Annotated in this window: 11 protein-coding genes, 2 tRNA genes and 3 rRNA genes; 11 read left to right on the forward strand and 5 right to left on the reverse strand. The window is 41.4% G+C overall.

The window, feature by feature from the left end; translation table 11 throughout:
* The first annotated feature begins 267 nt into the window (after positions 1-267).
* Together HQQ94_RS04650 and HQQ94_RS04655 are read left to right on the forward strand one after the other, a co-directional pair.
* Positions 268-960 (forward strand): pseudouridine synthase, encoded by a 693-nt coding sequence (locus HQQ94_RS04650; RefSeq protein ID WP_173293315.1) that lies wholly within the window; start codon positions 268-270, stop codon positions 958-960.
* 277 nt (positions 961-1237) lie between these two features.
* Positions 1238-3100: a methyl-accepting chemotaxis protein gene (locus HQQ94_RS04655; protein ID WP_173293316.1), complete on the forward strand. Its 1863-nt coding sequence runs from the start codon at positions 1238-1240 to the stop codon at positions 3098-3100.
* 88 nt (positions 3101-3188) lie between these two features.
* On the opposite strand, the gene HQQ94_RS04660 is transcribed toward HQQ94_RS04655, so the two are convergent.
* Both HQQ94_RS04660 and HQQ94_RS04665 read right to left on the reverse strand, forming a co-directional pair.
* Positions 3189-3264, reverse strand: a tRNA-Phe gene (locus tag HQQ94_RS04660).
* Positions 3265-3441: 177 nt separating this feature from the next.
* Positions 3442-4203 carry an outer membrane protein assembly factor BamD gene (locus HQQ94_RS04665; RefSeq protein WP_173293317.1) on the reverse strand — a complete coding sequence of 254 codons (762 nt, stop codon included), beginning with the start codon at positions 4201-4203 and terminating at the stop codon, positions 3442-3444.
* 122 nt (positions 4204-4325) lie between these two features.
* Between HQQ94_RS04665 and rluD the strand changes: the two genes are divergently transcribed.
* From rluD to clpB, 3 genes are all read left to right on the forward strand, one after another.
* Entirely contained in the window at positions 4326-5297 is a 972-nt protein-coding gene (gene rluD / locus HQQ94_RS04670; RefSeq protein WP_173293318.1) for a 23S rRNA pseudouridine(1911/1915/1917) synthase RluD, read from the forward strand.
* 68 nt (positions 5298-5365) lie between these two features.
* On the forward strand, positions 5366-6121 hold the full coding sequence (gene pgeF / locus HQQ94_RS04675) for a peptidoglycan editing factor PgeF (RefSeq protein WP_173293319.1): 756 nt from the start codon (positions 5366-5368) through the stop codon (positions 6119-6121).
* A 103-nt stretch (positions 6122-6224) separates the two neighbouring features.
* The gene (clpB, locus tag HQQ94_RS04680) at positions 6225-8798 is read left to right on the forward strand and encodes an ATP-dependent chaperone ClpB (protein WP_173293320.1); all 2574 of its coding nucleotides are present in this window, start codon (positions 6225-6227) and stop codon (positions 8796-8798) included.
* Positions 8799-8858: 60 nt separating this feature from the next.
* Here the strand turns inward: clpB and HQQ94_RS04685 are convergent, their stop codons facing one another.
* The gene (locus HQQ94_RS04685) at positions 8859-9299 is read right to left on the reverse strand and encodes a DUF4124 domain-containing protein (protein ID WP_173293321.1); all 441 of its coding nucleotides are present in this window, start codon (positions 9297-9299) and stop codon (positions 8859-8861) included.
* Between the two features lie 148 nt (positions 9300-9447).
* Between HQQ94_RS04685 and pssA the strand changes: the two genes are divergently transcribed.
* From pssA to rrf, 4 genes are all read left to right on the forward strand, one after another.
* Complete coding sequence (pssA, locus tag HQQ94_RS04690; protein ID WP_173293322.1) at positions 9448-10188, forward strand: CDP-diacylglycerol--serine O-phosphatidyltransferase; 741 nt, start codon at positions 9448-9450, stop codon at positions 10186-10188.
* Between the two features lie 771 nt (positions 10189-10959).
* A 16S ribosomal RNA gene (locus tag HQQ94_RS04695) occupies positions 10960-12502 on the forward strand.
* Positions 12503-12971: 469 nt separating this feature from the next.
* Positions 12972-15993: ribosomal RNA gene (locus HQQ94_RS04700) — 23S ribosomal RNA — on the forward strand.
* A 259-nt stretch (positions 15994-16252) separates the two neighbouring features.
* Positions 16253-16368 (forward strand): 5S ribosomal RNA (gene rrf / locus HQQ94_RS04705).
* The 16S, 23S and 5S rRNA genes sit together here, the layout of an rRNA operon.
* Positions 16369-17873: 1505 nt before the next feature.
* Here the strand turns inward: rrf and HQQ94_RS04710 are convergent.
* Complete coding sequence (locus tag HQQ94_RS04710; RefSeq protein ID WP_173293323.1) at positions 17874-18416, reverse strand: winged helix-turn-helix domain-containing protein; 543 nt, start codon at positions 18414-18416, stop codon at positions 17874-17876.
* Positions 18417-18976: 560 nt separating this feature from the next.
* Between HQQ94_RS04710 and HQQ94_RS04715 the strand changes: the two genes are divergently transcribed.
* Together HQQ94_RS04715 and HQQ94_RS04720 are read left to right on the forward strand one after the other, a co-directional pair.
* A tRNA-Trp gene (locus tag HQQ94_RS04715) sits at positions 18977-19053 on the forward strand.
* Positions 19054-19560: 507 nt separating this feature from the next.
* A complete protein-coding gene (locus HQQ94_RS04720) occupies positions 19561-19833 on the forward strand; it encodes a hypothetical protein (RefSeq protein WP_173293324.1) in 273 nt (90 codons plus the stop codon).
* A 94-nt stretch (positions 19834-19927) separates the two neighbouring features.
* On the opposite strand, the gene HQQ94_RS04725 is transcribed toward HQQ94_RS04720, so the two are convergent.
* Positions 19928-20956 carry a hypothetical protein gene (locus tag HQQ94_RS04725; RefSeq protein ID WP_173293325.1) on the reverse strand — a complete coding sequence of 343 codons (1029 nt, stop codon included), beginning with the start codon at positions 20954-20956 and terminating at the stop codon, positions 19928-19930.
* Positions 20957-21031 lie beyond the last annotated feature (75 nt).

The following is a 21031-nucleotide window of genomic DNA, read 5'->3' on the forward strand; positions in this document are numbered from 1 at the left end:
TAGAAAGCATGTTAAAGCTATAGGAAGGGGGGGACAAGTACTAAGGGCTTTGATAACTGAATTTCAGTGTGCTCATATGTAAGAAAAAATTTCCTAATGATTACCTTCACTATTTTACTCAGTGGATCGCCATAGGCATGCTTTTAAAAAGTATCCTGAATCTCCCATATCACACAGTGGGTTTGACCTGAGGATAGCAAAACTTTGCCCTTTTGTAACTTGGGCTTCATAATAGCGTCCATTATGGTCTTATAGCTGAGTATTCTTGTGCGTTTAGATAAATTTATTTGTGAGTCAACATCGCTTTCTCGCGTTTCTGCAAAAAAAGCCTTACACCGCGGTGATGTCACTTGTAATGGCGATATTATTAAAACCTCTGGTTTTAAAGTGACTGATTCACATACTATTTGTTTAGATGGCGTATTACTGTCTGTTATCGGTCCGCGTTTTATCATGCTTAATAAGCCAATTGATACTATTTGTTCGACGATTGACGAAATATACCCTTCTGTTATTGGTTTAATTGATGTTATTCGTGCCGAAGATTTACATATTGCCGGTAGGCTGGATGCTGATACAACAGGTTTAGTGTTGGTCACGACTGATGGTCAGTGGTCACATAAGATAATGTCGCCGAAGAAAGAGTGTGCTAAACGTTATTTACTTGAAACAGCTGAAATGTTAAGTTCTTCGTTAATCGAACAGTTTGCTACTGGCCTTCAATTAAACAATGAAGATGGGTTAACTAAGCCTGCAACTTTAGTCCTGCTTGGTGCTCATCAAGCACGTTTGACAATCACTGAAGGTAAATACCATCAAGTGAAGCGAATGCTTGCTGCTGTGGGGAATAGAGTGACTCAATTGCACCGTGAAAGTGTCGGTGAAATTGAGTTAGATCCTACTCTGGCGCCAGGTGAGTGGCGTTATTTGACTGATGCAGAGGTCAAGTCGGTAAAATAAAGTGAGTATGGCCCTCATTTCTTGAGGGCCATTTTTATATCAAATCCTATTATTGTAAATAGCATGGTTACCCCTCCTAATTGTTACCGCCTGCTATAAATTAATTTAAACTTCAAAAATAGTCTTATTACTTAATCAAAGCACAGTCAAATCAATCTGTTGAAGTGAATGCTGGCGTTTTGTTTTTGTTGTATTTATGTGGCATTTTTTATTCGTCTTAGCTTTGTGAGTTTTTCCAGCTATTTTTAATAGAGTGCTTATAGTCAAGGGGGCTAATATGCTCATCCGTCATAAACTAATGTTTAGTGCTGCAGTTTCTATTGTTGCACTTGTTGCTATGTTTTCCCTGCAGAGGTATTCGAGTAAGGTTCAACAAGAGTTATCACATGCTGCCCTTGGGGTCGTTAAGTTGGAAAAAGAGGTGCTTGCTCTTCGTAAAGATGAAAAAGACTTTTTCTCACGTCTTGAGTTGAGTTATTTAGATAGTCATAAATTAAACGCAGACGAAATGCGCGCTGAAATGAGTTTATTAAAAAGTATTTTTAATAATTATGATATACCTATTGCAGAACTTGATGATTTCGGAAAGAGCTTACAATTTTATGAAGATGCATTTCAAAGTGTTGTAATGCTTCAACAAGAAATTGGTTTGACACCTAAAATAGGATTGTATGGTACTTTGAGGCAAGCCGTTCATAATGTTGAGAGCTTAGTTAAAAAATACAAACAACCTAGCTTGATGGTAAGCATGCTGCAGTTGAGGCGTAATGAGAAGGATTTTATGTTACGTCGAAGCCCTAAATACCTCGACAGTTTTAATGGCAACATTGAACTATTTAAACAAGAGTTAGCAAACTCAACTATTGAGGGCGGGGCTAAAAGCCAAATATCAGCACTGATCACCAGCTATCAAAAAGATTTTTCTCTTCTTGTATCTAAAGAAAAGGAGTTAGGTTTAACATCAGATGAAGGTAAAATGGGAACACTACGTGATGCTATTGAATCTGCAGATGCGAGTTTGGCTACATTACAGGAGCATTCGTTCACTGCCATTACTGATGCAGAAGACGCATCAATCACTTTAGGGTTTGTGCTCTTTAGCGTGATTGCGCTAGTGTTAATTGGTTTTACCCTGTTTATTATTCGTAGCATTATAGAGCCAGTTACTCGACTTAATATGGCAATATCCGATATTGAAAAAAATAAAGACTTAACGATTCGATGTAACGACAGTGCAAATGATGAAATAAGTCAAGTGGCTAAACATTTCAATACTATGTTGGACAGTTTTCAACAATTAATAATAGAAGTTACCGAATCTGTTGAGAGTATGACGCATTCTTGTTCAGAGTTATCTTTAAATGCGGCTAAAGCTTCTGAAGGGGTGAGTCAACAGCTTAATGAAACCGATATGGTTGCTACAGCAGTGACTGAGATGGGGGCGACGATTGAGGAAATTGCAAAGAACACTGAGCTTGCCGCTAAGCGTGCAGGTAATACTCATGATAATGCTGTAAAAGGTCAAAGTGGTGTTGAACAGACGATAGAAAAAATCCAGTCTTTGGCCGAACAGCTCAATAGCTCTGCGCAAGTTGTTGGTGAGTTGGAGAAGGACAGTCAAACAATAGGAAGTGTTTTAGATGTTATTCGTGGTATTGCAGAGCAGACTAATTTGCTTGCTCTTAATGCGGCAATAGAAGCTGCCAGAGCCGGTGAGCAAGGAAGAGGTTTTGCAGTTGTGGCTGATGAAGTGCGTAGTTTAGCGATGAGGACTCAAGAGTCAACTGAAGAAATAGCCTCAATTATAGAGACATTACAATCAAGAACCGCTTCTATAGTGAATTTAATGATCTCAACTCAAAAGCAAGGGGGTGAGAGCGCAGAGCAAGCGGCTTCTGCTGGGTCTTTACTACAGCAAATAAATTTAGATGTTACTAATATCATGGAGATGAGTACACAGATAGCGGCAGCGATAGAGGAGCAGAGTTTGGTGGCTTCTGAGGTGAATAAAAATGTGGTTATTATTCGTGACATTGCCCAGAGTTCAGCAACATCCGCCGATGAGAATGCTCAAGCTTCAAAAGAGGTTAAGACGCGTGCTGACACAGTACTTAGTGCAGTAAGTTTGTTTAAAATTTAAAATTTTATTGTGAATATGCTAATTGATATGGTGGGTAATACATTTTTAGATACGTATAAAATATATTTCATTTTTAAGCTGTATTAATTGGTGCCCGAACCCGGAATCGAACCAGGGACACGAGGATTTTCAATCCTCTGCTCTACCGACTGAGCTATTCGGGCAACGTGTGCATTAAACGTTTTTAGCTCTTATTAGTCAACTTCTTTTTATTATTCACCTATCAAGTGCATATCTTTTGTGCTAACTGATGTGAAATGATACAGTTGGTGGTTAATGATAAAAAGTCCCGTGAATGGGACTTTTTAATCTATGGGTTAACCCTAATCAGTCGCCAGCGGTTAGTTTGACACTGCTGGATTGTTGGGATAATTAGCTTTCATTACTAATAGAGCGTTTTCTTTCAGTTTCGTTTGCCCTAATTCGCCATATGCTTTAGACATGATTTCTAAAGCTCGTTCAGTTGATGGTGTGCCTGGAAAGGTTTCCATGACAGACTGTGCTCGTGTTGAAGCTGCGCTCCAAGCATTCATCTTAATATAATATTCGGCGACATTGATTGAATATTTAGCTAAACGATTTTTTAAATGTATCATTCGCTTAGCTGCATCGGGAGCGTATTTGCTATTGGGGTATGACTTTATTAAACGCTCAAAATCTTTGAATGCATTTTGAGCGACTCTTGGGTCACGGTCTGTCCTGTCAATATTTAACATGTCGTGGAACATATAGTTGTCAGATTGCATATTTACCAAGCCTCTCATGTAGTAGACATAGTCGATATTTTTATGTGTGGGATTCAGTCTGATAAATCGATCGATATTTGCTATACCCGAAGCAGGGTCATCTAGTTTATAATAGGCGTAGATGAGGTCGAGTTGTACTTGAGTTTTATGCGGACCAAATGGATAGCGTGAGTCTAAAGCTTCCAAAGAACGCACTGCTTTTGTGTAGTTACCTAGCTCCATAGAGGTTCTAGCTTGTGAATATAGCACGTCAGGAGACGTTTTACTGGCCTTCACTTGATCTTCTTGGCTACTACTACATGCGGTTATAGCCAGTGAGAACAGGCCTATCAAGACAGCTTTAACAAAATTATGCATACTTAAATTCGATTCTTTTAAAGTTATAGTTAGGTTTTTTTTCATTTCAAGATAAAATAGAAACAATTCGATTATAACAGACTACACACTTTTTATGACCCCGAAAAGCGGGTACGGTTCCTATGACACTAGAGATTAATCTAAAAAGCGAGATAACAGCAAGACAAACAGGCCAAAGATTGGATCAAACTTTGGCAGAATTGTACCCTGATTACTCCCGCACACGTATAAAAGAGTGGATCCAATCAGGTTGGATTTACATTGATGGCGTAGCTTCAACCAAGCCAAGAGAAAAAGTTCTCGAAGGGCAAGTTATTGTTGTTGAAGCCACACTTAAAGAGGAAACAGCAGCTAAAGCTCAGCGAATTGATTTAGATATCGTGTATGAAGATGATCATATTATAGTGATCAATAAACAAGCTGGATTAGTGGTCCATCCTGGTGCAGGTAATCAAGATGGCACTTTGATGAATGCTTTGCTATATCATTGTCCAGGGATAGAATTAGTACCACGTGCTGGTATTGTGCATCGTTTGGATAAAGATACGACAGGACTTATGGTTGTTGCTAAAACTGTTGAAGCTCAGACCCATCTTGTTTCAGCATTGCAAGCTCGTGAGATAACACGTGAATATGAAGCCATCGTCTTAGGTTCGTTAATTTCGGGTGGCACAGTCGATGAACCTATCGATCGTCATCCCACGAAGCGTACACATATGGCTGTTGTACATAATGGTAAGCCTGCGATGACACATTATCGTGTCGCTGAAAAGTTTAGAGCGCATACTCGTTTAAGGTTGCGCCTTGAATCGGGTCGTACTCATCAAATTCGTGTGCACATGACTCATATTGGCCACACTTTAGTTGGCGATCCTGTTTATGGTGGTCGTCCTCGTCCTCCTAAAGGTGTCTCTCCTGATTTATTTGAAGTCTACATGGGCTTTAAGCGTCAGGCTTTGCATGCTATTAGACTTGAACTTGCACACCCATATACATTTGAAATTATGAGCTGGCAGGTTGCAGTTCCTGAAGATATGGTGGTGTTGACTAGAGCCTTGAGGCAAGACACTGAAGATAATCCAGTGGTTGTGTAAATGCGTTTAGTTTTGGCTTTCAGAAGGTTCTGTAGTGCATATTTATTTATGGTTGATGATAAATATAAATGAGAGATAAGTGCTGGTATATTCCTCGTGGCGTTAACATTGCGTTTACTACTCGACGTGATGGTGTCAGCAATTATCCCTATGCTAGCTTAAATCTAGGCTTGCATGTAGGCGATACAGAAAAGGATGTACTGACAAATAGAGCGCTTGTTCAAGAGCGCTTAAATATTCCGGTTTCACCTGCCTGGTTAAATCAAATTCACGGTACGAATGTTGTCAAGGCAGATAATGGTATTGTTCATAATGCTGATGGTAGTTATACCGATTCTCGAGAGCAAGTTTGTGTCGTGATGACGGCTGATTGTTTGCCAATTTTATTGTGTGATCAATTGGGTCGTCAAGTCGCGGCAGTTCATGCTGGATGGAAGGGATTGTGCGATGGTATTATCGAAGTTGCTTTGAAAAAATTTAAAGTGAAAAACGATAAACTAATCGCTTACCTCGGCCCAGCGATTGGCCCAGAGCAGTTTGAAGTTGGGGCGGAGGTAAGAGAGCTATTCTTATCTAGACATGCTGAAGCAAAAGTCTATTTTACAAAAAGACCCGTACCGCTCTCTTCTCAAATGAGTGATTGTAAAAATGATGATAAGTATTTCGCTGATCTTCAAGGCTTGGCAATTTTGCGTTTAAAATTAGCTGGAGTGACAGAGATTTATCAATCAGATATGTGTACTTTTAATCATCCGGATGATTATTTTTCTTATCGAAGAGATCGTATTACCGGACGAATGGCTTCATACATTTGGTTAATATAACTCTCGTGATCTACTTAACATTAATTTATCATAAACCTTGAAAAAAAATTTAAAACCCCCATATTTAAGTTGTTGATTTAATATTATTTTTTATGGAGGCTATATGCGACTCGATCGTATGACCAATAAATTTCAAATGGCAATTTCCGACGCACAATCTTTAGCGTTAGGTCGTGATCATCAGTTTATTGAACCAATTCATCTTATGATGGCCTTACTTAATCAAGATAATGGTTCTATCCATCCTTTATTAACCCAAGCGGGTATTAATGTCAGTTCGTTAAGATCTTTAGTGAGTCAAGAGTTAGAGCGTGTATCTAAGGTCGAAGGGACAGGAGGTGACATTCAGCTTTCTCAGTCTCTTATTCGTTTACTGAACCTTTGCGATAAACTTTCTCAAAAACGAAAAGATAAATATATTTCCAGTGAACTTTTTATATTAGCAGCTCTTGAGGGCAATGATACGCTATCACAAAACTTGAAGAAGTCCGGTGCAAGTATCAATTTAATGGAGCAAACGATACAAGAGGTAAGAGCAGGGAAAAATATTGATGATCCGGATGCCGAAGATCAACGTCAAGCCCTTAAGAAATTTACGGTTGATCTGACAGAGCGTGCTGAGCAGGGCAAGCTTGATCCTGTTATCGGTCGTGATGATGAAATTCGTCGTACTATTCAGGTATTACAACGCAGAAGCAAAAATAACCCGGTACTGATCGGTGAACCCGGTGTAGGTAAAACGGCCATTGTCGAAGGATTGGCTCAGAGAATTATCAATGGGGAAGTGCCTGAAGGAATAAAGAATAAGCGTGTTCTTTCATTAGATATGGGCTCATTGATTGCTGGTGCAAAATATCGTGGTGAGTTTGAGGAACGTTTAAAAGCGGTACTCAATGAGTTATCTGAAGAAAATGGGCAAGTGATCCTCTTTATCGATGAGCTACATACCATGGTCGGCGCTGGTAAAGGAGATGGCGCCATGGATGCTGGTAATATGTTGAAACCAGCGTTAGCCAGAGGTGATCTTCATTGTGTTGGTGCAACCACTTTAGATGAGTATCGACAATATATAGAGAAAGATGCTGCATTAGAAAGGCGTTTTCAAAAAATCTTGGTTGAAGAGCCTACTGTTGAAGACACAGTGGCTATTTTACGTGGGTTAAAAGAACGCTATGAATTACATCATCATGTCGAGATCACGGATCCTGCGATTGTGGCGGCTGCGAGTATGTCACATCGTTATGTATCTGATCGAAAATTACCAGATAAAGCGATTGATTTGATCGATGAGGCTGCATCTAGTATCCGTATTCAGATAGATTCTAAACCTGAGTCGTTAGACAAATTAGATCGACGTTCAATTCAACTTAAACTAGAAGAGCAGGCTCTTTCTAAAGAGCTCGATGAAGCTAGCCTTCGTCGACTATCTACAATAAGAAAAGAATTGAAAGAAGTTGATGTTAAGGCATTAGAGCTAAATGAAGTATGGCGAACAGAGAAAGCTGCTTTGGCCGGTACTCAGCATATTAAGTCTGATTTAGAGCAGGCAAGGTTGGATCTTGATGTTGCTCGTAGAGCGAGTGATCTTACGCGTATGTCTGAACTACAATATGGGCGTATTCCTGAATTAGAAAAACAGTTAGATTTAGCCTCTCAAGTTGAAATGCAAGAAATGACTTTGTTGAAAAATAAAGTAACAGATGTTGAAATTGCAGAAGTTTTATCGCGTGCAACAGGTATCCCTGTGTCTAAAATGCTAGAAGGAGATCGAGAAAAACTGTTATATATGGAAGTTGAACTTCATACTCAAGTGATAGGTCAGAATGAGGCTGTCGATGTGGTATCAAATGCCATTAGACGTAGTCGTGCAGGTTTATCAGATCCTGATCGTCCTATTGGTTCGTTTCTGTTTTTAGGTCCCACAGGTGTGGGGAAAACAGAATTATGTAAATCATTGGCTAAATTCCTTTTTAATACAGAATCGGCATTAGTTCGTATAGATATGTCTGAGTTTATGGAGAAACATTCTGTTGCTCGCTTGATTGGTGCTCCTCCGGGATATGTCGGTTATGAAGAGGGAGGCTACCTTACTGAGGCTGTGAGAAGAAAACCTTATTCGGTTATTTTACTTGATGAAGTAGAGAAAGCACATCCAGATGTATTTAATATCTTACTACAAGTCCTTGATGATGGGCGTTTAACTGACGGTCAAGGCCGGACCGTTGACTTTAGAAATACAATTGTGATTATGACGTCTAATTTAGGCTCAGACATTATTCAGGAACATTTTTTAAGTTCATCTTATGATGAAATGAAGTCTGAGGTGATGAATGTTGTCGTGCAAAGCTTTAGACCTGAGTTTCTGAATAGAGTTGATGAAACTGTTGTTTTTCACCCATTAGATGAGAGTCACATTGAGCATATTGCATCTATTCAAATCGAGTCACTTAAAAATCGACTAGCGGATAAAGGTTATGATATGTCTTTGAATCATGAAGCATTAGCTTTTATCGCAAGTGCTGGTTTCGATCCTATTTATGGTGCGAGACCTTTGAAAAGAGCATTACAGCAGGAAGTTGAAAATCCACTTGCCCAAGGTATTCTGAGTGGCAGTCTTATACCTGATAAGATTATTAATGTCAGTTGTTCTGGGGCTAAGCTTACTTTTAAGCAATAAGCTGAATAATGAATCGTAACAGGTTATAAAAGGTTCCTGCAGTAATTGATGGCGTTGTCTTTACTTACTGCAGAAGAGCTCGATACGTTTCTTTTGATCTTTTATTTGAGTTTGCCTATCTTCTTCATTCATTGAAACTATTTCTCCAGTTGTTGCATTTTTACTTTTTAATCGCGAGTGTGAGCTGAGAATATTAAGCTTCTGTTGTGCACTTTCACAGATGGCATCGGCTTGTTTTGTGTTTTTTTGCTTGATTATGTCGGCATTTTTTTCATCTTCACTCTGAACTCTAGTTGTTTGTTTTCTTACCTTAGGTGGAATAAACCCTATGGGTGCTTGTTCAATATCCTCGCTATAAATCCTATTAGAATGAATATTTTCAGGTTGTTGCTGACTGTAATGAACAACTCCGTTTTTATCTACCCACTTATATATAATCGTTGCTGCTGCTGATTGGATGACAAAGAATGAAAAGCAAATTAAGGTGATTTTCTTAATCATTTGATTTTCCTGATAAATATATTGATTAGAGATTCGCTTGATTAAAATAAGGTGTTATTCATATTTAGCTGAATAAGAGTGTTGGGTTATACAGCTGACACTATAAGTATGGTATGTTTTTTACACCATATAGAAATGAATTAATCATATGCATAAATTTGATAAGGAAACTGTTAGAAGAAAAGGTATTTACCTTCTACCTAACCTTTTGACCACTGCAGGACTTTTTTCTGGGTTTTATGCCGTAATAGCATCGATGAATGGTTTATTTGAATTGGCTTCAATTGCTGTGTTTGTTGCTATGTTATGTGATGGTCTAGATGGCCGAGTTGCTAGGATGACGAATACTCAGAGTGATTTTGGTGCAGAATATGACAGCATGTCAGATATGGTGTCTTTTGGTGTTGCCCCTGCTTTACTCGCCTATAATTGGGGGCTTGCTGAATTAGGTAAGTTAGGTTGGTTAGCGGCTTTCATTTATTGCGCCGGTGCTGCATTACGTTTGGCACGTTTTAATACTCAGGTCGGTGTTGAAGATAAAAAATATTTTCAAGGACTAGCGAGTCCAGCAGCAGCAGCAGTTATTGCTGGAAGTATATGGTTAGCTAGTGAAACGAGCTTACAAGGTCAAGATATAAGTTGGCTTGTTGCGTCCATGACAGCCATGTTAGGTTTGCTGATGGTGAGTAATTTTAGGTATCACTCCTTTAAAGATTTTAACTGGCGTGAAAAAGTTAATTTCCTAGCTATATTACTTGTGGTAGGAGTTTTTGTATTCATTTCAATTGAGCCTGCTCTGATACTCTGTGTGATTTTTTATATTTATGCTTTATCTGGACCAGTGATTACGGTCTACAGCATACGTAAATTAAAGCGGAGGGGGTTATAGTGATAGAAAAATCGACATATTAAAGAGTGAATAATTTAATAGAGTCAATTAACTATTTTTCGACATGATATGCAAAAAACAATCTTGTGCCATAATTGCTCTTTAGTTGTATAAAAATAAGTCATTATAAGCCTAGGTTTGTGGGTATTGCTTGTTTAAAATACTGTGTGATTTAAAAGTGCTCGAATAGCATGTTTAAGTGAAAAAAGCGCTTGTACTCTGCGGTGATATCCCTATAATGCGCAACCACTGACACGGCACAGCAGGCCAACGAGGTAGCGTAAACGCTAAGGAGTAAGGGACTTGCAGCAGTGCTAGAGATTGAGATTTCAATAGAAAGCTTAGTCAGGTGAAAAGCGGTTTAAGTGGTTCATTGATGTAGCATAACACGAAAGTGTACAAGAAAACGTCAATTGAAAATCTTCTTAAAATAAGCGCTTGACGCCAACGATGGAGAGTGTAGAATACGCCTCCTCAAGCCAACGACCTAGCGTCTAACGGCAGTATCTGAAAGATTGGTACTAACGCTCTTTAACAATTTGAGACAAGAAATCTGTGTGGACACTCACAGGTATTGAGTTATTCGAAACTGCCTCTTTTTTCTAGTAAAAAGTGAGGCAGTCAAAAAAATTCTCAATGAATGAGTGTTCATAGATTCGAACCTAGTTTGAATCAATATGTACAATCGTTGTTAATGCTCTTATGAGTGTTGTCAATGACATCAGAATTCATTGAGCCGCTGAGTCCTTAACGGGGTTTAGCAAAAAACTTTAATTGAAGAGTTTGATCATGGCTCAGATTGAACGCTGGCGGCAGGCCTAACACATGCAAGTCGAGCGGAAACGAAGATAGCTTGCTATCAGGCGTCGAGCGGCGGACGGGTGAGTAATGCCTAGATATCTGCCTAGTCGTGGGGGATAACAGTTGGAAACGACTGCTAATACCGCATACGCCCTACGGGGGAAAGGAGGGGACCTTCGGGCCTTCCGCGATTAGATGAGTCTAGGTGGGATTAGCTAGTAGGTGAGGTAATGGCTCACCTAGGCGACGATCCCTAGCTGGTCTGAGAGGATGATCAGCCACACTGGGACTGAGACACGGCCCAGACTCCTACGGGAGGCAGCAGTGGGGAATATTGCACAATGGGCGAAAGCCTGATGCAGCCATGCCGCGTGTGTGAAGAAGGCCTTCGGGTTGTAAAGCACTTTCAGCGAGGAGGAAAGGTTGGTCGTTAATAGCGGCTAGCTGTGACGTTACTCGCAGAAGAAGCACCGGCTAACTTCGTGCCAGCAGCCGCGGTAATACGAGGGGTGCAAGCGTTAATCGGAATTACTGGGCGTAAAGCGTACGCAGGCGGTTTTTTAAGCCAGATGTGAAAGCCCCGGGCTCAACCTGGGAATTGCATTTGGAACTGGGGAACTAGAGTCTTGTAGAGGGGGGTAGAATTTCAGGTGTAGCGGTGAAATGCGTAGAGATCTGAAGGAATACCGGTGGCGAAGGCGGCCCCCTGGACAAAGACTGACGCTCATGTACGAAAGCGTGGGGAGCAAACAGGATTAGATACCCTGGTAGTCCACGCCGTAAACGATGTCTACTCGGAATTTGGTAACTTAGTTACTGGGTTCCCAAGCTAACGCATTAAGTAGACCGCCTGGGGAGTACGGCCGCAAGGTTAAAACTCAAATGAATTGACGGGGGCCCGCACAAGCGGTGGAGCATGTGGTTTAATTCGATGCAACGCGAAGAACCTTACCTACTCTTGACATCCTCAGAACTTACCAGAGATGGTTTGGTGCCTTCGGGAACTGAGAGACAGGTGCTGCATGGCTGTCGTCAGCTCGTGTTGTGAAATGTTGGGTTAAGTCCCGCAACGAGCGCAACCCTTATCCTTATTTGCCAGCGGGTTATGCCGGGAACTTTAGGGAGACTGCCGGTGATAAACCGGAGGAAGGTGGGGACGACGTCAAGTCATCATGGCCCTTACGAGTAGGGCTACACACGTGCTACAATGGTCGGTACAGAGGGTTGCAAAGCCGCGAGGTGGAGCTAATCTCACAAAGCCGGTCGTAGTCCGGATTGGAGTCTGCAACTCGACTCCATGAAGTCGGAATCGCTAGTAATCGTGGATCAGAATGCCACGGTGAATACGTTCCCGGGCCTTGTACACACCGCCCGTCACACCATGGGAGTGGGCTGCACCAGAAGTAGATAGCTTAACCTTTCGGGGAGGGCGTTTACCACGGTGTGGTTCATGACTGGGGTGAAGTCGTAACAAGGTAGCCCTAGGGGAACCTGGGGCTGGATCACCTCCTTACCTATACGACTAACTCAATATTTGCTGAGTGTTCACACAGATAACTTGTTCTTGTTAGAGCGAGTGGCACGCCTTTACGGCGATGCTTGTTCTTTAAAAATTTGGAAAGCTGATAGTGTTAATGTGAAAGGGACGGTGAATGGCTTAGGTTGTTTGTTGTTAATAGCATTAATGCGAAAATAAATAATTGAGTTCTCAAACACTTAAATCAAGTGCGGAATGATTTACCTTAGGGTGATGAGTTCAAGAGTATTCTTTTGGCGAAAGTAAACACCATTAGTTGCGATACATCTCGTTCAAACTACCTGTTTGAACAATAGATAATATTAGCGCAGCGAGTTTGGTCTTAGGCAAGGCGCGAAAGTGAGCGAGAAAGGCATGTAGCAGCGCTACATAACTGACAAGCGAACTTGAGTAACACCGCATAAGGGCAAAGCAGCAAGCGAATAAAAACCTATGTGGGTTGTATGGTTAAGTGACTAAGCGTATACGGTGGATGCCTTGGCAGTCAGAGGCGATGAAGGACGTAGTAACTTGCGAAAAGCGTTGGCGAGCTAGTAACAAGCATTTGAGCTAACGATATCCGAATGGGGAAACCCACATGCATAAGCATGTATCACGACATGAATACATAGTGTCGTGAGGCGAACCCGGGGAACTGAAACATCTAAGTACCCGGAGGAAAAGAAATCAACCGAGATTCCCCTAGTAGCGGCGAGCGAACGGGGATTAGCCCTTAAGTCTATGGGGTGTTAGTGGAATGTGTTGGAAAGCACAGCGGCACAGGGTGATAGCCCCGTACATGAAAACTAACCATAGATGAAAACGAGTAGGACGGGACACGTGACATCTTGTCTGAACATGGGGGGACCATCCTCCAAGGCTAAATACTCCTGACTGACCGATAGTGAACCAGTACCGTGAGGGAAAGGCGAAAAGAACCCCTGTGAGGGGAGTGAAATAGAACCTGAAACCGTATACGTACAAGCAGTGGGAGCGGTTCTTGAGACCGTGACTGCGTACCTTTTGTATAATGGGTCAGCGACTTACATTTTGTAGCGAGGTTAAGCGAATAGCGGAGCCGTAGGGAAACCGAGTGTTAACTGCGCGTTTAGTTGCAAGGTGTAGACCCGAAACCCGGTGATCTATCCATGGGCAGGTTGAAGATTGAGTAACATCAATTGGAGGACCGAACCGACTTATGTTGAAAAATGAGCGGATGACTTGTGGATGGGGGTGAAAGGCCAATCAAACCGGGAGATATCTGGTTCTCCTCGAAAGCTATTTAGGTAGCGCCTCGAGCGAATACCATTGGGGGTAGAGCACTGTTAAGGCTAGGGGGTCATCCCGACTTACCAACCCTTTGCAAACTCCGAATACCAATGAGTACTACTCGGGAGACACACGGCGGGTGCTAACGTCCGTCGTGAAAAGGGAAACAACCCAGACCGTCAGCTAAGGTCCCAAAGTTATTGCTAAGTGGGAAACGATGTGGGAAGGCTTAGACAGCTAGGATGTTGGCTTAGAAGCAGCCATCATTTAAAGAAAGCGTAATAGCTCACTAGTCGAGTCGGCCTGCGCGGAAGATTTAACGGGGCTAAGCAATACACCGAAGCTACGGGTGTCAATGCATCACAGATGCGATTACTGATTTAATGCTAACTTTCATGAGCGTAGCGAATGACAGTTCAAGCCTAAACACGTTGAGTCGATGGACTTAATGCAGAGTAATAGTCGTATGTGAGATGCATTGACGCGGTAGAGGAGCGTTCTGTAAGCCGTAGAAGGTGAAGGGGTAACCCACACTGGAGGTATCAGAAGTGCGAATGCTGACATGAGTAACGATAAAGGGAGTGAAAAACTCCCTCGCCGAAAGACCAAGGGTTCCTGTCCAATGTTAATCAGGGCAGGGTGAGTCGACCCCTAAGGCGAGGCCGAAAGGCGTAGTCGATGGGAAACGGGTTAATATTCCCGTACTTCTGCTAACTGCGATGGAGAGACGGAGAAGGCTAGGCTAGCGCGGCGTTGGTTGTCCGCGTTTAAGGTAGTAGGCAGTATTCTTAGGCAAATCCGGGAATACGCATTAAATTGCGATGCTGAGAGCTGATGACGAGTCACTAAGGTGATGAAGTAGTTGATGCCATGCTTCCAGGAAAATCTTCTAAGCTTCAGGTTAGTAGGAATCGTACCCCAAACCGACACAGGTGGTTGGGTAGAGAATACCAAGGCGCTTGAGAGAACTCGGCTGAAGGAACTAGGCAAAATGGTACCGTAACTTCGGGAGAAGGTACGCTCCTGTTGGTGATAAGACTTGCTCTTTAAGCTGACGGGAGTCGCAGATACCAGGTGGCTGCAACTGTTTATCAAAAAACACAGTACTGTGCAAACTCGCAAGAGGAAGTATACGGTATGACGCCTGCCCGGTGCCGGAAGGTTAATTGATTGGGTTATCTTCGGAGAAGCTCATGATCGAAGCCCCGGTAAACGGCGGCCGTAACTATAACGGTCCTAAGGTAGCGAAATTCCTTGTCGGGTAAGTTCCGACCTGCACGAATGGCGTAATGATGGCCACGCTGTCTCCAGCCGAGACTCAGTGAAGTTGAAATTGCGGTGAAGATGCCGTATACCCGCGGCTAGACGGAAAGACCCCGTGCACCTTTACTATAGCTTGGCACTGAACATTGAACCTACATGTGTAGGATAGGTGGGAGACTATGAAGTTGGGACGCTAGTTCTGATGGAGTCAACCTTGAAATACCACCCTTGTAGTTTTGATGTTCTAACTCTGGCCCCTGAATCGGGGTTGAGGACAGTGTCTGGTGGGTAGTTTGACTGGGGCGGTCTCCTCCCAAAGAGTAACGGAGGAGCACGAAGGTTGGCTAAGTACGGTCGGACATCGTACGGTTAGTGCAATGGCATAAGCCAGCTTAACTGCGAGACATACACGTCGAGCAGGTACGAAAAGTAGGTCATAGTGATCCGGTGGTTCTGAATGGAAGGGCCATCGCTCAACGGATAAAAGGTACGCCGGGGATAACAGGCTGATACCGCCCAAGAGTTCATATCGACGGCGGTGTTTGGCACCTCGATGTCGGCTCATCACATCCTGGGGCTGAAGTCGGTCCCAAGGGTATGGCTGTTCGCCATTTAAAGTGGTACGCGAGCTGGGTTCAGAACGTCGTGAGACAGTTCGGTCCCTATCTGCCGTGGGCGTTGGATGATTGAAGGAAGCTGCTCCTAGTACGAGAGGACCGGAGTGGACGAACCGCTGGTGTTCGGGTTGTTATGCCAATAGCATTGCCCGGTAGCTACGTTCGGAATCGATAACCGCTGAAAGCATCTAAGCGGGAAGCGAGTCCTAAGATGAGTCATCCCTAGGGATTTAATCCCTTTAAAGAGCCGTTCGAGACTAGGACGTTGATAGGCAGGGTGTGTAAGCGTTGTGAGGCGTTGAGCTAACCTGTACTAATGACTCGTAAGGCTTTAACCATACAACCCAGATGGGTTTTACTTCTAAGAAGTTTGTGGTTAATGAGTGATTACAGAGCGAAAAAGAATACCAATTTGATTTAAGTTACACTCAATTATATTTATTTAACAGCTTTTCGAATTTAGTTATTTGGTTAATTACGCAGGAAATTGTTTGGCTGACAAAGCCGTAACGAGTGAAGCGCGGCGTGTACTTTAGTACACAAGCACTGGAGCGAGGAAACAATGCCGTGAGACGAATAATTAACCAGTAAGAATTTGTCTGGAAACCATAGCATTGTGGCACCACCTGATCCCATCCCGAACTCAGAAGTGAAACGCAATCGCGCCGATGGTAGTGTGGGGTCTCCCCATGTGAGAGTAGGTCATTTCCAGGCGCCTATTTAAGTAGAGAAGCCACCTTATTAAGGTGGCTTTTTTGCGTTTGGACTGTTAATAGTTTGACACTTCATTTGGCGTATCTAATGTTATTCTAGGCAGGTGGCTTATCCACTTAAGCACGTACGTGCAATGCCTACCTCGATGTCAACCCGCCGCTAAGCGGGCTCCCCAGTACAGTGACGGTGCCGACTCTCGTTACAAAGCAGCTGAATGCGATGCATTCAAATCACTACTTCTTCACCCCCATGTGAGAGTAGGTCATTTCCAGGCGCCTAATTAAGTAGAGAAGCTACCTTATTAAGGTGGCTTTGTTGCGTTTTAACTGTTGAAAAATACTCACTCGGCTGTCAATGCTGGTTTGATCGCTTTAGCATATTTCGTCATGTTAGATTGGACTTTCCATTTTGAAAATGCGAGTGCGTTATAACAATTGCATTAGCTAATCGACCAACTTAATTCAATCTCTCATTCACAAGTTTTTGACCCTATTTCGATCTGAAATAAAGCTGTTCCACGCCATGGATACTTGCTCAACAATGTCATCAAAACCTGAAAAAGTTCGATTAGATAAATATCTCTGTCTTAGTCATTGCCAAACTTGTTCAATGGGATTTAATGCTGGCGAATAGGGTGTTAACTTGAGTAAAGATAAATGATCAAATGGCTGTGCCGTGTCCATGGTATACCATCGAGCTGCGTTAAAATATGCCAGCTTGTGCCTCCATTATGATGACTACGTATCGTTCCTCAGGAGTTGCAGCTGAAATTTGCCGTAGATGCTCTCTCATGGGATCTTTATTCAAGGGCTTCAGTTGCCTTGTGGATGGGCAAACCGTACCGCATATGTAGTCATACTCAAACTGTTGTTGCTGTAGTGTTCTAGGACGGCTACCTTTCTGTGCCCATAACTTTATGCTGGTATTTTGTTGGCTAAAACAACCTCCATCTTCAAAGCAAAAGTCGACTTCATCTAGACTGACATTGATAGGGATCTTTTGAGCGTTTTAAATTTTAGTTTTTTACACTCTTCTTGAAATGCTTATGATTGTGTAGAATGTTTAGAATGTTTAGAATGTTTAGAATGTTTAGAATGTTTAGAGTGTGATAGTCAACTATGAAAGCTAATTTTATTCAATAGGTAATAGATATAATCGGGGTAATCTTTTTACCAAACTGACTGTATATAACGTGATGAATATCAGTGTCAGTCAGCCACGGCCGTGTTCGCTATTTACTCTGGCTTTAATATATAGGGCGAGTTGCTTGCACTGCTGGGCATTAATACATAGCGGCCTATGAATAAGGTATTTATCTTCCAAACTAGCTAGACCTTCACATAAATATCTCGCAATGTCAGTATGTGGCTTTCGACCTTGGAAATGTGAAAGCGCAAGTAAGCGCGTCTTCATTTGAATGCTTTTCTACTAGCTAGCAAGGAACTTGAAGTCAATATCTTTAAGTCGATCACATCTTTACTTGGATAGGTATTAAATCCCATTAATTAACGTAAAACCATTATGATCGCAGTAGTAAAAGTTGCAGCTATTAATGCAGAAGTAAAACAAAGTTTTACCCAAAAAATACGTTGGTTATATGGAATACTAGAATGTAGCCCGATTTTTACTGTTGATACTGTTGTATTGTCCGATTTATTAGGAAATACTTTATTAGTTTTAGTTATTTTTTCAACATAAGTATCTGGTGAAGGTTCTTGGGCCAAAGCATGCGTGATGCTATGATCAATGATTAACATGTAGCCTTCTTTTGGGATCGTTTTTATTTCACAGCTAATGTCATTAAATTGAGCGAGTGATTTACGTAAGTTGGAAACTGCTTTGGTTAATGAGGTTTCGCTTACGAACACCTTTCCCCATACGTGTTGATTAATTTCATCTTTGCGTAGTACTTGATTTCCATTATCATATAACATGCTTAATATAGCAGCTTCTCGCCCGCCTATATTAACGACAGTATCTTTATCGGTAATTTCTCTTTTTAATTTGTCGAAAACCACTTGGTTCCCAAGTATATAATTCCTTCCCATGACCAATCCTTCCATTTACACTGAAATAATGTTGTTGAGAGTAATTGTAGGCTCCCAGTCATTACCGATGCTTATTATGATATAAATCTAATTAAAATGGATATAAAAACTCGTAAAAAATGGAGAAACACTCAATAGATGAAAAGACAAAAGATCATATTATTAACCCTTGACTCCTAACTGAGGTTTGTTAGTAACTAGATATAACAGTTGTATCTTTCAGGTTGTTTGCTTTATGTTTATTCTATGTTTGTTTTGTACATTGGTTAACATTTTAAAGGGTGTTATACTCGTTCTCTTTTGATATTTGTTTACATTTATTATATTTTATAGTCGTATGTTTGCTTTAGTGTATTTTGCTGTGTTTTTTTTGTTTTTCAAGATGCTCATGAGTCACTCGTATAATAATTATTTGATAAAACCCACAGTTATGAACACTATATTTGTTATTTAAAGGGTTTAAATAGTTAAATTTCGTTTAAAAAACATCCTGATGAATGTTTTTTTTAAAATAGTGCTTTACCTTTTCGAGCTATTTAAGCATAATACGCTTCGTCAACAGGGGTGTAGCTCCAATTGGTAGAGCGGCGGTCTCCAAAACCGCATGTTGTGAGTTCGAGTCTCCCCACCCCTGCCAAATAAAACAAAGACTTGCATAGAAATATGCGAGTCTTTTTTCTTTTTAAAGCCTAAAGTAGAATATGATTAGGTGAGCAGTGAATATTTATTCACTCTTTTTACTGCCTAAACTTGGTACAAGCGCTACTTTTCTATCATATGCTAGTTCACAACCTCTTAACTATTCCCATCTGCTATGACGATTGTAGTCTCATCAGTCATTTTCAAATCGAAGACAAATCCGATTTTAAGAACAGCGTACTCGTTTTTTTCAAGATATATCTTGGCTTATTTGTTCCGAAAAGTTCTCAGCGTACGGGGCTACAATCCAAAGGTTTGGCTAGTTTTGATTCCCTATTGGATAAGGCAAGCCGTATGGACGTTAGCGGAGTGAAGGCTAAGTGGACTAACATTAGAGGCCAAAAGCAGATGTGGTGTATGGTGAAGCTTCGTTTACAAAATCCACCAGCCTTATGAGAGTGAATCGGTTGTTCTGCTTATGTGATGTGATGAATTGAGAAGATAGATGCGTCAAGGTGCTAGTGCTAGTGTTCGTCTTGAGTTACTAGGAGATCCACATTTAGTTATTGAGCGGTTATTAACATTGGATTATTCGATTCTGCTTGAAATGACTGGGACTTGGTCTATCAATAATGTTACCGCTATGGGAGCAGTAAAGGCGGTTACCGTTGTGCGGTATTGGCAACGCAACCTTCTAATTAAAAAATCTGTAGCGTCATGCAAGGTGTTAGGGCATTGCTTGATGCTACCAATTCCATTGTTAAATCAATTAACTTAACAATGGGTTGGAGTTTGATTATTTATTTTTCGTAGTTAGTACATTGTTTTTAGTAACACATTACGCGAGCTTAATATTTAAATTCTTATTAGAATTACGGATTTAATGTGAACATACCGTAGATGTTATTCTCAGTGTCATCATCTGAGCCGTAGAACAAGTAATTGCTCTTAAAAATGGTGACAGCTTCGATTTTATGGTCTGGGAAGCTCTGAAGTTCCTCTATAGCAATAGATGGTTGGCTAATAACCATTGCTGCCATTGCGGCGTTACTTGCTAACGGGAAAGTATCTTGAGTCTTATAAAGTGTCGAGTGCGGCGTTTCCTCTACATCATCTCCAGGATCATAAGAGGCGACCCCCAATAGTTTCTGAGTGTCAATATCGTAATTAAGCTCAGATATGTCACGGTTTACATCCCAACTTTCATCGGCATGGATATTACCGACCTTTTGGAAATCGGGGTTTATTCTCTCGTTTACTGCAGTGGTAGAGTCGGTAAGAGGATTCACGCTTCCCCAATAAATATCACCCGATTCTCTATCGCCCAAAAGGATGTTATAGCTACCATCTTTTTCTACTGAAGCTGTGCATGCCAGTCCCTCGAATGAGGCATCTTCATCGGTAGGAATAGAATATATCGCTTTTAGTTTCAGGCCTGAATACAATTCATTTGGTGTATCACTCACTCTCTCCATCAGAAACATACGGCCATAATTTTCTTGGTAATAACTGCTTTCTGCGGCGAGATAGTGTGATTTATCTAAACGACAAACCGATTCAATGTCATTTCCTCTAGCTTCGTCTGTAATCCAGCTGACATCGGTTTGAGGAATTGACGTTACCGTCACCTCATCATAATTGTTACTCACTATGCTAAAGCGAGGAGTATCATATGTCCCATCTCTAAATTTATCATCAAAAACGGCGAGGTTTTCAGCGTCAGCATGGTGTTCGATAGCGTCTCCAGCATCCGTAATTTTATCACCGTCGGCCAAGCCGCTAATAGGCTGATTTATATTGCTTTCAAACGATATATTTTCGCTATTGTCATCACTTCCACAGCCAGCCAACATTAACGCTATTATACTTGTTGTCAAAACAAGTGACGTTTTTTTTGTCATTTTATTTACCTTTTTTGTTTTAAAAATACGTACTGGGAAGTTTTATACGCCTAATAGGCTGAATGTAGGCTGTAC

This window comes from Shewanella sp. VB17 (assembly GCF_013248905.1).
In the GTDB taxonomy this organism is placed as follows: Bacteria; Pseudomonadota; Gammaproteobacteria; order Enterobacterales; family Shewanellaceae; genus Shewanella.

Coding starts and splice junctions, on each gene's coding strand:
- clpB (WP_173293320.1), top strand. CDS start 6,225: ATGCGACTCGATCGTATGACCAATAAATTTCAAATGGCAATTTCCGAC.
- HQQ94_RS04665 (WP_173293317.1), bottom strand. CDS start 4,203: ATGCATAATTTTGTTAAAGCTGTCTTGATAGGCCTGTTCTCACTGGCT.
- rluD (WP_173293318.1), top strand. CDS start 4,326: ATGACACTAGAGATTAATCTAAAAAGCGAGATAACAGCAAGACAAACA.
- HQQ94_RS04685 (WP_173293321.1), bottom strand. CDS start 9,299: ATGATTAAGAAAATCACCTTAATTTGCTTTTCATTCTTTGTCATCCAA.
- HQQ94_RS04720 (WP_173293324.1), top strand. CDS start 19,561: ATGCGTCAAGGTGCTAGTGCTAGTGTTCGTCTTGAGTTACTAGGAGAT.
- HQQ94_RS04655 (WP_173293316.1), top strand. CDS start 1,238: ATGCTCATCCGTCATAAACTAATGTTTAGTGCTGCAGTTTCTATTGTT.
- pgeF (WP_173293319.1), top strand. CDS start 5,366: ATGAGAGATAAGTGCTGGTATATTCCTCGTGGCGTTAACATTGCGTTT.
- HQQ94_RS04725 (WP_173293325.1), bottom strand. CDS start 20,956: ATGACAAAAAAAACGTCACTTGTTTTGACAACAAGTATAATAGCGTTA.
- HQQ94_RS04710 (WP_173293323.1), bottom strand. CDS start 18,416: ATGGGAAGGAATTATATACTTGGGAACCAAGTGGTTTTCGACAAATTA.
- pssA (WP_173293322.1), top strand. CDS start 9,448: ATGCATAAATTTGATAAGGAAACTGTTAGAAGAAAAGGTATTTACCTT.